At 65.2% G+C, this 12,754-nt stretch carries 13 protein-coding genes and 1 riboswitch; of the genes, 10 read left to right on the forward strand and 3 right to left on the reverse strand.

Going from position 1 to position 12,754, the window contains the following annotated elements:
- Positions 1–30: 30 nt before the first annotated feature.
- Positions 31–153: riboswitch (TPP riboswitch) on the reverse strand.
- A 100-nt stretch (positions 154–253) separates the two neighbouring features.
- The 4 genes from M9955_03945 to M9955_03960 are packed head-to-tail and all read left to right on the forward strand — an operon-like array spanning position 254 to position 3,302.
- Positions 254–898, forward strand: coding sequence for a thiamine diphosphokinase (locus tag M9955_03945; protein ID MCO5080793.1), 645 nt, complete (start codon positions 254–256; stop codon positions 896–898).
- A gap of 3 nt (positions 899–901) precedes the next feature.
- Positions 902–2,716, forward strand: coding sequence for an ATP-binding cassette domain-containing protein (locus M9955_03950; protein ID MCO5080794.1), 1,815 nt, complete (start codon positions 902–904; stop codon positions 2,714–2,716).
- A 47-nt stretch (positions 2,717–2,763) separates the two neighbouring features.
- On the forward strand, positions 2,764–3,003 hold the full coding sequence (locus M9955_03955) for a type II toxin-antitoxin system CcdA family antitoxin (protein ID MCO5080795.1): 240 nt from the start codon (positions 2,764–2,766) through the stop codon (positions 3,001–3,003).
- A complete protein-coding gene (locus M9955_03960) occupies positions 3,003–3,302 on the forward strand; it encodes a CcdB family protein (GenBank protein MCO5080796.1) in 300 nt (99 codons plus the stop codon). The genes M9955_03955 and M9955_03960 overlap by 1 nt, the downstream gene beginning before the upstream one ends.
- A gap of 11 nt (positions 3,303–3,313) precedes the next feature.
- Here the strand turns inward: M9955_03960 and M9955_03965 are convergent, their stop codons facing one another.
- Entirely contained in the window at positions 3,314–3,682 is a 369-nt protein-coding gene (locus tag M9955_03965; GenBank protein ID MCO5080797.1) for a cell division protein ZapA, read from the reverse strand.
- A gap of 6 nt (positions 3,683–3,688) precedes the next feature.
- On the reverse strand, positions 3,689–3,961 hold the full coding sequence (locus M9955_03970; protein ID MCO5080798.1) for a DUF4164 domain-containing protein: 273 nt from the start codon (positions 3,959–3,961) through the stop codon (positions 3,689–3,691).
- Positions 3,962–4,201: 240 nt separating this feature from the next.
- Here M9955_03970 and tkt point away from each other — a divergent pair, with 240 nt between their 5' ends.
- The 3 genes from tkt (at position 4,202) to gap (ending at position 7,790) form a co-directional block, all read left to right on the forward strand.
- A complete protein-coding gene (tkt, locus tag M9955_03975; protein ID MCO5080799.1) occupies positions 4,202–6,223 on the forward strand; it encodes a transketolase in 2,022 nt (673 codons plus the stop codon).
- A gap of 44 nt (positions 6,224–6,267) precedes the next feature.
- The gene (locus tag M9955_03980; GenBank protein ID MCO5080800.1) at positions 6,268–6,558 is read left to right on the forward strand and encodes a Dabb family protein; all 291 of its coding nucleotides are present in this window, start codon (positions 6,268–6,270) and stop codon (positions 6,556–6,558) included.
- A gap of 221 nt (positions 6,559–6,779) precedes the next feature.
- Positions 6,780–7,790 (forward strand): type I glyceraldehyde-3-phosphate dehydrogenase, encoded by a 1,011-nt coding sequence (gene gap, locus M9955_03985; GenBank protein MCO5080801.1) that lies wholly within the window; start codon positions 6,780–6,782, stop codon positions 7,788–7,790.
- 72 nt (positions 7,791–7,862) lie between these two features.
- Here the strand turns inward: gap and M9955_03990 are convergent, their stop codons facing one another.
- Positions 7,863–8,642: an SDR family oxidoreductase gene (locus tag M9955_03990; protein ID MCO5080802.1), complete on the reverse strand. Its 780-nt coding sequence runs from the start codon at positions 8,640–8,642 to the stop codon at positions 7,863–7,865.
- A 210-nt stretch (positions 8,643–8,852) separates the two neighbouring features.
- Between M9955_03990 and M9955_03995 the strand changes: the two genes are divergently transcribed.
- The 3 genes from M9955_03995 to M9955_04005 all read left to right on the forward strand — a co-directional run bounded on the left by M9955_03995 (position 8,853) and on the right by M9955_04005 (position 12,734).
- Complete coding sequence (locus tag M9955_03995) at positions 8,853–10,703, forward strand: potassium/proton antiporter (protein MCO5080803.1); 1,851 nt, start codon at positions 8,853–8,855, stop codon at positions 10,701–10,703.
- Positions 10,704–10,785: 82 nt separating this feature from the next.
- Positions 10,786–11,982: a phosphoglycerate kinase gene (locus M9955_04000; GenBank protein ID MCO5080804.1), complete on the forward strand. Its 1,197-nt coding sequence runs from the start codon at positions 10,786–10,788 to the stop codon at positions 11,980–11,982.
- Positions 11,983–12,002: 20 nt separating this feature from the next.
- The gene (locus tag M9955_04005) at positions 12,003–12,734 is read left to right on the forward strand and encodes an SGNH/GDSL hydrolase family protein (GenBank protein MCO5080805.1); all 732 of its coding nucleotides are present in this window, start codon (positions 12,003–12,005) and stop codon (positions 12,732–12,734) included.
- The last annotated feature ends 20 nt before the right edge of the window (positions 12,735–12,754 follow it).

Raw genomic sequence — 12,754 nt, forward strand, 5'->3', positions numbered from 1 at the left:
CCTTCGCATGGGTTGAAAGGGAATTAAGCGCCGGATGAAGCGTCTAATCCCTCCGCCGGTACAAACCGGATCAGGTTCAGCGGGTTGGCCGGGAAATCCCGTTTTGCCTCTCAGCCGGCGCGCATGACGCGCCCGGCACCCCGTTAGAGCGCGCGCAACCTAGACCGAACCCTTGGCCGGCGCAACAAGGATTGCTCGCGAACTCGACATAGCCGCCTTCCGTTTCCGCATGGCGGCGTGATAGAGCGCCCGCATGAGCCGTTTCACGCTTCTTCTCGGTGGCGATCTGGTCGTGACGCCACGCCTCATCGCGCAGGTGGTCAACACGCGCATCATCGCGGCCGATTCCGGCCTGCGGCACGCGCGCGATCTGACGCTGAACCCCGAACTCTGGGTCGGAGACTTCGATTCCGCGACCGCGCTTCTGGAACGGGCCTATCCCGATCTGCCGCGTGAGCGGTTTCCCGCCGAAAAGGACAAGACCGACGGCGAGCTTGCGGCCGCGATCGCCCTCCGCGAGGGCGCGACGTCGCTGGTTCTGGCCGGGGCATTCGGCGGCCTGCGCACAGACCACGCCTTCCTGCATATGGCGCTTGCCGTGCGGCTGGCCGAAGAGGGCATTCCCGTGATCCTGACCAGCGGCTCGCAGGAAGGCCTGCCTCTCCCGCACGGCCGCAGGAGCTTCGACTTCGCGGACGGCACGCTGTTTTCCATCGTCGGCCTGTCCGAATTGGCGGGCCTGACCGTCGCAGGCGCGAAATGGCCGCTCGCCAATATCGACGTGCCGCTCGGTTCCTCGCTCACCATCTCCAACGAGGTGCGGGGACGGCTGGAGGTCGAATTGCAGGGAGGGCGCGCCATCCTCATCGCCCATCCCTTCCCCATCGAAGGTTTTTGACTTTTGGCTCCGCCGCTTCTGAAACTCGACGACATCCGTCTGACATTCGGCGGCACGCCGCTGTTGCAGGGTGCGAATCTCTCGGTCTCCCCCGGCGACCGCATCGCACTGGTGGGCCGCAACGGCTCCGGCAAGTCGACCCTGCTCAAGATCGCGGCAGGGCTGGTCGAGCCGACGGACGGTGAACTATTCCGCCACCCCTCGGCGACGATCCGCTATCTGCCGCAGGTGCCGGACATGGAAGGCTTCGCCACCGTGCGCGCCTATGTCGAGGCAGGGCTCGGTCCCGCCGACGATCCGCACCGCGCCACCTATCTCATGGAGCATCTCGGTCTCACCGGCGACGAGAAGTCGGACGACCTGTCGGGCGGAGAGGCGCGCCGCGCCGCGCTCGCCAAGGTCATGGCGCCGGAACCGGACATATTGCTGCTCGACGAGCCGACCAACCATCTCGACCTCGCCACCATCGAATGGCTGGAAGAGGAGCTGGTGCGCAGTTCGTCCGCCGTCATTCTCATCTCGCACGACCGCCGCTTCCTCGAACGTGTGTCGAAAGCCGTCGTCTGGCTTGATCGCGGCGAGACGGCGCGGCTCGATCGCGGCTTCGCCCATTTCGAGGAATGGCGCGACAAGATGCTGGAGGAAGAGGAGGTCGCGCAGCAGAAACTAGGCCGGCAGATCGTGCGCGAGGAGCACTGGCTGCGCTACGGCGTCACCGCGCGGCGCAAGCGCAACATGCGCCGCCTCGGCGAGTTGCAGGCCATGCGCCAGAAACACCGCAGCCATCGCGGCGCCGAAGGCGTGGCGACGATGATCGCCTCGGAGGCGAACGAGTCCGGCAAACTCGTCGTCGAGGCGAAATCCATCGACAAGGCTTTTGGCGACCAGATCATCGTCAAGGGGTTTTCGACGCGCATCCAGCGCGGTGACCGTATCGGCTTCGTCGGCGCAAATGGCGCGGGCAAGACGACGCTGCTCAGAATGCTGACCGGGGAGCTCGCGCCCGACGCCGGCAAGGTCCGGCTCGGCGTCAATCTGGAGATCGCGACGCTCGACCAGAAGCGCGCCTCGCTCGATCCGGAGGAGTCTCTGGCGCACTATCTCACCGACGGGCGCGGCGAGACTGTGGTCGTCAACGGCGAGGAGCGCCATGTCGTCTCCTACATGAAGGATTTCCTGTTCAAGCCCGAGCAGGCGCGCACGCCGGTGCGCGAGCTTTCCGGTGGCGAGCGCGCGCGGCTGATTCTCGCCCGCATCCTCGCCCGGCCGTCCAACCTGCTGGTGCTGGACGAGCCGACCAACGATCTCGACATGGAGACGTTGGACCTGTTGCAGGAACTCGTCGCCGCCTATGCCGGCACTGTGCTGCTCGTCAGCCACGACCGCGATTTTCTCGACCGCACCGTGACCAGCGTGATTGCGCCGGAAGGTAATGGCCGCTGGCTGGAATATGCCGGCGGCTATTCGGATATGCTCGCCCAGCGCGGCGGCAGAAAGCTGGAGGACCGCAAGGCGAAGCCGGCCGAAGCGCAGCCTGCTTCCGACGCCCGACCGGCATCGGCGGAACCCAGGGCGGCGTCGAAAAAGCTCTCCTACAAGCAGAAATTCGCGCTGGAATCGCTGCCGAAGAGGATGGAGGCGGTGTCTGCGTCCATCTCGGCGCTGGAAGACAGGATCGCCGATCCGAAATTCTACGAGCGCGATCCGAAGGGTTTCAGCCAGACCATCGCCATGCTCGACAAGGAACGCGCCAGCCTCGCCGCCATGGAGGAGGAGTGGCTGGAACTGGAAATGTTGCGGGAGGAACTTGAGGGGTAGCGAGCGCGTGTTTTTGCGCATAGACTATGCGCAAACGGATATATGCCATGAACACGCATGTTCGATCGCCGCGTCAAGCGACCAATCTGTCCATCAGGGCCGATCTCATCGAAGAGGCAAAGGCTCTGGATATCAACGTTTCGCGGGCCGCGGAGGCGGGCATCGCCAACGCCGTTCGCGCCGAGAAGGAACGCCGTTGGAAGAAAGAGAACGCTCAGGCGTTCCGGGAATGGAACCAGTGGGTCGAGGAGAACGGCCTGCCGTTCGCCGAGTACCGGCAGTTCTGATGGCGAAATACGACGTCTATCGCACGCGCTTCAACGGTCGCTATGTCCTGGATGTCCAGGCTGACATCGTGGATGATTTCGACACCCGCATCGTCGTGCCGCTTCTCGCAATGAAATCGGTGCCGAAAGCGATGGGACGTCTCCACCCTACCTTTGAGATTGACGGCCAGATGTCGGTGATGGCTACTCACCTTATGGCGGCGGTCCCCAAGAGCGAGCTTGTGACGCCGGTCGCCAATCTGACCTCTCGCCACGACGAGATCATCGCGGCGCTGGACATGCTTTTTCAAGGCTTCTGAACTGCGACTTTTCAGTTCGCCTTCTGGACCGCCAACCGCTCGGCAAGCGTCTCCATGCGTTGGGCAAGCCCAGTCAGCGCGCCGGTGAGCGCTGAATCGTTCTTGTCGGCCTTGACCAGCGCGTCGTCGCGCGTCTTGCGCAGCGTGACGATCTCGCTCTCCATGCCCTTCACGCGTTTCTGCAGTTCGGTGAGTTCGTCCATAACCATGATGGCGGCCATGATGGTCAGGCGCTGGTCGCCGATCTCGCCGAACGAGCCCTTGAGATAGGCGACGTAGCGGTCGAACTTCTGGCCCATCTCCATGAGGTGCTCTTCCTGCCCCTCGTCGCAGGCCATGCGATACTGCTTGTTGTCGATGGTGATGGTGACTTGCGCCATTGATCGCTACCTGTCCAGCACCGCCCGGATCGTCTCCATGGCCGTCACCAGCCGGCGGGAAACCTCCTTGTTGGCTTCTTCCAGGCGCTCGGCGCGGGCCTCGGACGTGTCGAGCTCCTGGGCGAGCCGGCTGCGGTCGGCGTTGAGGCGCTGCACCTCGGCTTCCGCCTCGGAATAATCCTGCTCCTGCTCGAGACGCCCGGAGACGGAGCTTTCCAGCGCCTCGATCGCCTTGCTGAGGCGCGCTATCGCTTCCCTGAGAGTGGTTTCGCCGGTCATGCTTCGCGACTTGGGACCTGCACGCGCGAGAATCGCTCGCGTCCTTAACGCCTTATGGGCAAAACATTAGGCGGCGCTGGAAGCGAACGTCAACCAATCGATTCGTCTATCCCCCGCTGATGGTGCGGCCAGCCGCCGCGCCGGCCTCGAAGGGCCCATTCGATTGACACCAAGGCGCGGCCTGCTATGTGTCCGCTGCCTTTGCCCGAGAGCATTTCCGCAAGAGAAAGCGAGCGATCCATGAGCAACAGCGAAAAGCACAACCGGATGGCCAATGCGATCCGTTTTCTGGCCATGGACGCGGTGGAGAAGGCGAATTCCGGTCATCCCGGCCTGCCCATGGGATGCGCCGACATCGCCACAGTTCTGTTCACGAAGTATCTCAAGTTCGACCCGCAGAACCCGCACTGGGCGGACCGCGACCGCTTCATCCTGTCCGCCGGCCATGGCTCCATGCTGCTCTATGCGCTGCTCTACCTGACGGGCTACGACGACATCACCATCGACGAGATCAAGAATTTCCGCCAGCTCGGCTCGAAGACCGCCGGACACCCAGAATACGGCCATGCGGCGGGCATCGAGACGACGACCGGCCCGCTCGGTCAGGGCATCGCCAATTCGGTCGGCTTCGCGCTCGGCGAGCGCATCATGAACGCAGCCTTCGGCAACGATCTTGTCGATCATTACACCTATGTCATCGCCGGCGACGGCTGCCTGATGGAAGGCGTCAGCCAGGAGGCGATCTCGCTGGCCGGCCACCTCAAGCTCAACAAGCTGATCGTCTTCTGGGACAACAACAACATCTCCATCGACGGCGCCGTGACGCTCGCCGATTCCACGGACCAGATGGCGCGCTTTGCCGCCTCCGGCTGGGCGACCATCGCCTGCGACGGCCATGATGCCGACGCCATCGCCAAGGCGATCGACTTCGCCCGCAGTTCGGATCGCCCGACGCTCATCGCGGCCAAGACCACCATAGGCTTCGGCGCGCCGACAAAGGCCGGCACCAAGGCCGCGCACGGCTCGCCCCTCGGCAAGGACGAGATCGCCGCGACGCGCAAGGCGCTCGGCTGGGAGTATGCGCCGTTCGAGGTTCCCTCCGATATTCTGGACGCATGGCGGCTTGCGGGCCTGAACTCGGCCAGGAAGCGCAAGGACTGGGAAGCTCGTCTGGCTGGTGTTGACGGCGATCTGCGCGCGGAATTCCAGCGCCGTATGAAGGGCGAGCTGCCGGGCGGCTTTGATGCCGCCATCGCGGACTACAAGAAGAAGCTCGCCGCCGACAAGCCCAAGGTCGCGACGCGCAAATCGTCCGAGATGGCGCTCGAGGTCATCAATGGCGTCGTTCCGGAGACGATCGGCGGCTCGGCCGACCTGACCGGCTCCAACAACACCAAGACGAGCCAGACCAACGCCATTTCGGCCGGCAACTACGGCAACCGCTATATCCACTATGGCATCCGTGAGCATGGCATGGCGGCGGCCATGAACGGCCTGACGCTGCATGGCGGCATCATTCCGTATGGCGGCACCTTCATGTGCTTCTCCGATTATGCGCGGCCGGCCATGCGGCTCGCCTCGCTGATGGGCATCCGCTCGATCTTCGTCATGACGCATGATTCCATCGGCCTCGGCGAGGACGGTCCGACCCATCAGCCGGTCGAGCATCTGGCGGCGCTGCGCGCCATCCCGAACCATCTCGTCATGCGGCCGGCCGACGCGACGGAGGCGGCCGAATGCTGGCAGATCGCGCTGGAAAGCGCGAGGACGCCGTCGACGCTGGCGCTGACCCGGCAGAACCTGCCGGCCGTGCGCAACGAATATGTCGAGGAAAATCTCTGCGCCCACGGCGCCTACGAACTGGCGACCGCCGACGACGAGGCCAGGGTGACGATTTTCGCGACCGGCTCGGAAGTCGAGATCGCGCTTGCCGCGCGCACGGCGCTGCAGGCGCGTGGCGTACCGACTCGCGTCGTCTCTGTCCCATGCTTCGAACTGTTCGAGGAGCAGAACGAGGACTACAAGAATGCCATGATCGGCCAGTCTCCGGTCAAGGTCGCCATCGAGGCCGGGATCAGGCAGGGTTGGGACCGTTTCATCGGCACGGACGGCATCTTCATCGGCATGCACGGTTTCGGCGCGTCGGGCACGATCGAGCAGCTCTACGAGCACTTCGGCATCACGGCGGACCACACGGTGGCGGCGGTCATGGCGAAGCTGGAAGGCAAGCCCGGCAAGCCGTCGAAGAAGTCCGCGCACTGAACGGGCGGCCGTCCTGCCCATGGCGGTGGACGGCCGGCAGGAACATGATCCGGCACATCGTATTCTTCAGCGCGAAACGCGGGGTGGATGCCACAACCGTCCGGGATGGCCTGATGACGCTCGGCGACATTCCGACGTCCACGCATTTCGAGGTCGCGCTTAACAGCAAGGTCGATCCCTGGTCGAGCGAGGTCGATGTCGTCGTCTATGCCGAGTTCCCGGACGAGGCGGCGCTCGCCGCTTTCAAGGCGCACCCGATCTATGCCGAGACTACGGCCCGCGTCCGCCCGATGCGGGAGCTGCGCTTCTCCGCGGATTTCGAGGCGGCGGTCTGACGCCTGACGGAGTCGCCGCTTCCGGCGGCGGCAGGCTTGCGACACGGTGGTGCGTCATCTTGGATAAATCGATTTAAAACCCGCATGGAAGCGCTGGATTCTTGCCGCCGTCACGTCTATGAACGGCTGCCCGCGCGGCGCCTCCCATGCCGTTCCAGCCGCCGCGCCATTTTTTCCAGGCTGTCCAGAACTGGCGGCCGCACGCCCCGCAGGAGGTTTTCATGACCGTCAGAGTCGCCGTCAACGGATTTGGCCGTATCGGCCGCAACATCGTCCGCGCCATTTACGAGTCGGGCCGCAAGGACATCGACGTGGTCGCCGTCAACGATCTCGGTCCGGTCGAGACCAACGCGCATCTGCTGCGCTTCGACAGCGTGCACGGAAAATTCCCCCACGAAGTGGCGGTGAACGGCGACACGATCTCGATCGGCAAGGAGAGCTTCAAGGTTCTCGCCGTCAGGGACCCGAGCCAGCTCCCCTGGAAGGATCTCGGCGTCGACATCGCGCTGGAATGCACCGGCATCTTCACGGCGCGCGACAAGGCCGCCGCGCACCTGACGGCCGGCGCCAAGCGCGTCATCGTCTCGGCCCCGTCCGACGGCGCCGACCTGACCGTCGTCTACGGCATCAACCATGACAAGCTGAACAAGGACCATATCGTCATCTCGAACGCGTCCTGCACGACCAACTGCCTCGCGCCGCTGGCCGCCGTGCTGCACGAGACGGTGGGCATCGAGAAGGGCATGATGACGACGATCCACTCCTACACGGGCGACCAGCCGACGCTGGACACGATGCACAAGGACATGTACCGCGCCCGCGCCGCAGCGCTGTCGCAGATCCCGACCTCGACCGGCGCGGCCAAGGCCATCGGCCTCGTCCTGCCGGAGCTCAAGGGCAAGCTCGATGGCATCTCGATCCGCGTGCCGACCCCGAACGTCTCTTGCGTCGACTTCAAGTTCATCGCCAAGAAGACCACCACCGCGCAGGAGATCAACGACGCTCTGATCGCCGCCTCGAAGGGCAAGCTGAAGGGCGTGCTCGCCGTCACCAACCATCCGAACGTCTCGATCGACTTCAACCACGATCCGCATTCCTCGACCGTGGCGCTCGACCAGACGAAGGTGATGGACGGCAATTTCGTCTCGGTGCTGTCCTGGTACGACAATGAATGGGGTTTTTCGAACCGCATGGCCGATACGGCCGTGACGTTCGCCAAGACCATCGCCTGAAGCGCTATACATCCTTCGAACAGAAGCGCCCGGCATCGTCCGGGCGTTTTCTTTTGAGCGGGCCTACCGGGATCAGCGAGCGAGATAGCCGCCGTCGACCGGCAATATGGTCCCGGTGATCATCGCCGCGGCGGGCGAGGCAAGGAACAGGATGGCGTCGGCCACCTCCTCCGGCTCGGCAATGCGGCCCATCGGCGTGGCTGCGACGATCGTGGCCATTTTCTCAGTATCGTTGAGCAAAGGCGCGATGAAGGGCGTGCGCACGAAAGTGGGCGCAACCGCGTTGACCCGGATCTTCAGCGACACCCATTCGAGCGCCAGGGCGCGCGTCATGTTGACCACGCCGCCCTTCGTCGTCTGGTAGGCGACGTTCGGATAGAGCCCGCCGGACAGGCCCATGATCGAGGCCGTGTTGACGATCGCGCCGCCCTTGCCCGATGCGGACATGAAGCGCGCGGCGAGCCGCGCCGCCACGAACATGCCGGTCAGATTGACCGAGAGCACGCGGTTCCAGTCCTCGACCGGCATGTCGATCGCCGCCGACCGGATGGCCAGCCCGGCATTGTTGACCAGCACTTCGACGCCGCCGAACGCGTTTCCGATCTCGTCGAAGATGGCGATCATCGCCTGCTCGTCAGTGACGTCGGCGACGAAGGCGCGCGCCGCGCCGTCCTTCTCCGCTATCTCCCGTGCGACCGACGCCGCCTTGTCGCCATCGCGATCGAGGACGCAGACTTTCGCACCCGCCGAGGCCAGATGATGGCAGGCCGCCCGGCCGATGCCATCGCCACCGCCGGTGACCACCGCCACGCGGCCGGGAAGGCCGAAACGGGAAAGAACGCTGTCCGACATCGATTTCCTCCATCCGGCGCAACCGCAGATTCATGCGGCCGCACAAACCGCCGGACACTGGCCGAAGATGGCCCTCTGTTCAACCGGCCGCGACCGCCTGCGGAATATGCCAGCCGGCGCAAAAACACTGCAAGCCGCCTTGCCTCCCGCCACGTCTTCGCCGCACTGTGAGGCAACTACGGCGAACCACACATAAAGGCATTTCACCGCATGGATCAGGCCGTCTATCTCGTGACGCTGATCGGCACCGCGCTGGTGCTGGTCGCAGCGTTCTCGAGCCTGATCGCCTTTCGCTTCGGTGCTCCGCTGCTCTTGCTGTTCCTCGGCATCGGTCTGCTGGCGGGCACCGACGGTCTCGGTCTGGACTTCGACAACGCGGCGCTCTCCTATTTCGTCGGCTCGCTGGCGCTCGCCGTCATCCTGTTCGATTCAGGCTTCGGCACATCCTATGGGGTGCTGCGCCAGGCCGCGCTTCCGGCTCTTTCGCTGGCAACCCTCGGCGTCGTGCTCACGACGGGCCTGTTCGGCGCGGCGGCATGGTATCTCACGCATTTCTCATGGCTGGAATCGCTCCTGCTCGGCGCCACAGTCGCCTCCACGGATGCGGCCGCCGTGTTCTTCCTGCTGCGTGCCGGCAACGTGAATCTGCGCGAGCGGGTCCGCTCCACGCTGGAGATCGAATCCAGCACCAATGATCCCATCGCCATCTTCCTGACCATCACGCTGGTGGAGGTGATCGCGATCGGGCAGGACCCGGGCGCCGAAATGCTGCTGGCCGACATCCTGTTCGGCTTCCTCCGGGAGATGGCGCTTGGCGCGCTCGTCGGCGTCGTGGGCGGCTTCGCCATCGTCCGTCTTCTCGAAAAACTGTCGCTGGATGCCGGCCTGCTTCCGATCTTCGTGCTTGCGCTGTCCATGCTTATCTTCTCGGGCGCAGGCGCGCTGCACGGCTCCGGCTTCCTCGCCGTCTATGTGGCCGGCCTGATAGCGGGAAACGCCAAGATACGTTCGGCCGCCTCGATCAAGCGTTTCCAGGAGGGCATGTCCTGGCTGGCGCAGATCATCATGTTCCTGATCCTCGGCCTCTTCGCCACCCCGTCGCAATTCGTGGGCATACTGCCGGCCGCGATCGCGCTCGGCCTCTTCCTGATGTTCGTGGCGCGGCCCCTTGCGGTGTGGCTCTGCCTTGCGCCCTTCCGCTTCCCGCGCGCGGAGACGGCCTTCATATCGTGGGTCGGGCTGCGCGGCGCGGTCTCCATCCTGCTCGCCATCACGCCGCTTCTGGGCGGCCTGATCGACGGGCGCGAAATCTTCAATTTCGCCTTCATCATCGTGCTCGTCTCGCTCGTCATGCAGGGCTGGACCATCGGCCCGCTCGCCCGTCGGCTGGGCCTGATCGTACCCCCCCGCATCGGCCCGCTGGAGAAATTCGAGCTGGAGCTTCCGGGGTCGGCCCATCACGAACTCCTCACCTACAGGGTGACGCCGGGCAGTCCGGTCACCCGGGGCGAGCGCCTTCCCCGCTGGGCGCGGCCGTCGCTGGTCGTCCGCGACGGGCGGTCGTTCAAATATCCCGAGGCCGGGCGGCTGGTCGCCGGCGACCGCGTCTACATCTTCGTATCCAGCCGCTACCCGAAGCTGCTCGACAAACTGTTCGCCAGCCGGGCGGCGGTCGATCCCGAGGACGAGGATTTCTTCGGCGCCTTCGCGCTCGACCCGCAACGCCCTGCGGCGGAGCTGGAAGCCGCCTACGCGCCCGGTCTCACCGAGGCGGAGTGCAAGCTGACGATCAGCGAGGTCGTGCGCATACGCCTTGGCGGCCAGGTCGAATATGCCGACCGCGTCGTGCTGGGCGGGATCGAGCTGATCGTGCGCGATGTCGACGAGGAGGGCCGCATCGTCGAGCTGGGCATTTCCTTCGAGCCGCAATCGACGCCGCAAGTGCCGGTGTTCCTGAGCTTCGGCGAGATGGTCGACCGCGTCAGCCTCATCCTGCGGTGGCGCAAGACGGAACCCGCCCGCGATTCTCCGGAAGCGCCGCTGCACAAGGCGGAGCAATAGCGGCGCGCAGGCACCGGAAATTCTTGCATTGCGGTGCTTGCGCGATAATGTCCCGCGGCAATTCGAACCCGAGGAGATTCCGGTGGCCGGCTTCAAGACTCTCGACCAGATCGGCGACATCAAGGGCAAGCGCGTTCTCGTGCGTGTCGACCTGAACGTGCCGACGGCGGACGGCAAGGTGACGGATACGACACGCATCGAGCGCGTCGCGCCGACCATCAAGGAACTCTCCGACAAGGGCGCGCGCGTGGTGCTGCTCGCCCATTTCGGACGCCCCAAGGGCGGCCCCGATCCGGAATTCTCGCTGGAGCCGATCGCCCGCGCCACGTCGGACGTGGTCGGCAGGCCCGTCACCTTCATTCCCGACACGATCGGGGAACGCGCGCAGGGCGCCATCTTCGCCATGAATCCGGGCGACATCGCGCTTCTGGAAAACACCCGCTTCGACAAGCGCGAGGAGAAGAACGACCCCGCATTCACCGCCGAACTGGCGAAGAACGGCGACATCTTCGTCAACGACGCCTTTTCGGCGGCGCACCGCGCCCATTCCTCGACCGAAGGGCTGGCGCATCTCCTGCCGGCCTATGCCGGGCGCACCATGCAGGCCGAACTGGAAGCGCTGGAGAAGGGCCTCGGCAATCCGGTCAAGCCGGTCATCGCCATCGTCGGCGGCGCCAAGGTCTCGACCAAGATCGACCTTTTGATGAACCTCGTGAAGAAGGTGGACGCGCTGGTGATCGGCGGCGGCATGGCGAACACCTTCCTTGCCGCGCGCGGCACCGATGTCGGCAGGTCGCTCTGCGAGCACGATCTGGCCGAGACCGCCAAGCAGATCATGATCGAGGCGGCTACGGCGGGTTGCGCGCTCATCCTGCCGGCGGACGGCGTCGTGGCGGAGGAATTCAAGGCGGGCGCGGCCAACGAGACGGTCGCGATCGATAGCGTGCCGGCGGACGGCATGATCCTCGATGTCGGCCCGAAGACGATCGAGGCCGTCAACGCCTGGATCGACCGCGCGAAGACGCTGGTCTGGAACGGTCCGCTCGGCGCCTTCGAGATCGAGCCGTTCGACAAGGCGACGGTGGCCGCGGCGAAGCATGCGGCAAAACGCACCAGGGCCGGCGAGCTCGTTTCGGTGGCCGGCGGCGGCGATACGGTCGCGGCGCTGAACCATGCCGGCGTGGCCGAAGACTTCACCTACATCTCGACCGCCGGCGGCGCCTTCCTCGAATGGATGGAAGGCAAGCCGCTGCCGGGCGTAGAAGTGCTGAAGGCATAGCGGCGATCCGGAGCGGCAGGATGGCGAGCGAAAAATTCAGCCTGGCCGTCCTGCTCACCTGGCTCGCCTTCCCGGTCTATGTCTGGCAGGGCGTCAGTGTGCGGATGCGCACCGAGCGCCTGCTGCCGGCGAAAGGCACGGTGCGCGGCGCGCTCGCCGGAAGCGAGCCGACCATCCGCCTGCTCGTGCTCGGCGATTCCTCCGCAGCGGCCGTGGGCGTCGACAGCACCACGCAGGGCTTCGCGCCGCAGCTTGCGGCCATTCTCCATGCGCGCAGCGGACGCGGCGTCACATGGCGCGCGGCAGGCTTCAATTCCGCGACGGCGGGCGCGATCCGCGACCATGTCGTGCCGAACCTGCCGCATGAGGACTGGACCCATGTGGTTCTCTCGGTCGGCACCAACGACACCAAGAATTTCCACACGGTCGGGCGCTGGGACCGCGAGTTCGGCACGCTCATCTATGCGCTCCGGGCAAAATTCCCGGAGGCGCGGCTGGTCTGGTCGCCGGTGATCGAGATGACCAGCGTGCCGGCGCTGCCCCGCGTATTGGCGCGGCTTCTGGAGATCCGGGCGCAGGCGATCAACCTCATGGGCGTTCGACTCTGCCGCGAGCGCAGCGCCGTTGCCGCGACGCGGCTGCCAGTACTCAACCCGAAGATCGGCTTTTCCCGTGACGGTTTCCATGCCTCGGAAGCCGGCTACCGGGCCTGGGCCGAGCATCTGGTCGATCTCTTGCTGGCCGAAGACTGAGTCCGAAGCGGACCAAAAGA

The sequence above is a fragment of the Rhizobiaceae bacterium genome (assembly GCA_023953845.1).
Taxonomy (GTDB): Bacteria; Pseudomonadota; Alphaproteobacteria; order Rhizobiales; family Rhizobiaceae; genus Arvimicrobium.

Coding starts and splice junctions, on each gene's coding strand:
- M9955_03945 (MCO5080793.1), top strand. CDS start 254: ATGAGCCGTTTCACGCTTCTTCTCGGTGGCGATCTGGTCGTGACGCCA.
- M9955_03955 (MCO5080795.1), top strand. CDS start 2,764: ATGAACACGCATGTTCGATCGCCGCGTCAAGCGACCAATCTGTCCATC.
- M9955_03960 (MCO5080796.1), top strand. CDS start 3,003: ATGGCGAAATACGACGTCTATCGCACGCGCTTCAACGGTCGCTATGTC.
- M9955_03965 (MCO5080797.1), bottom strand. CDS start 3,682: ATGGCGCAAGTCACCATCACCATCGACAACAAGCAGTATCGCATGGCC.
- M9955_03970 (MCO5080798.1), bottom strand. CDS start 3,961: ATGACCGGCGAAACCACTCTCAGGGAAGCGATAGCGCGCCTCAGCAAG.
- tkt (MCO5080799.1), top strand. CDS start 4,202: ATGAGCAACAGCGAAAAGCACAACCGGATGGCCAATGCGATCCGTTTT.
- M9955_03980 (MCO5080800.1), top strand. CDS start 6,268: ATGATCCGGCACATCGTATTCTTCAGCGCGAAACGCGGGGTGGATGCC.
- gap (MCO5080801.1), top strand. CDS start 6,780: ATGACCGTCAGAGTCGCCGTCAACGGATTTGGCCGTATCGGCCGCAAC.
- M9955_03990 (MCO5080802.1), bottom strand. CDS start 8,642: ATGTCGGACAGCGTTCTTTCCCGTTTCGGCCTTCCCGGCCGCGTGGCG.
- M9955_03995 (MCO5080803.1), top strand. CDS start 8,853: ATGGATCAGGCCGTCTATCTCGTGACGCTGATCGGCACCGCGCTGGTG.
- M9955_04005 (MCO5080805.1), top strand. CDS start 12,003: ATGGCGAGCGAAAAATTCAGCCTGGCCGTCCTGCTCACCTGGCTCGCC.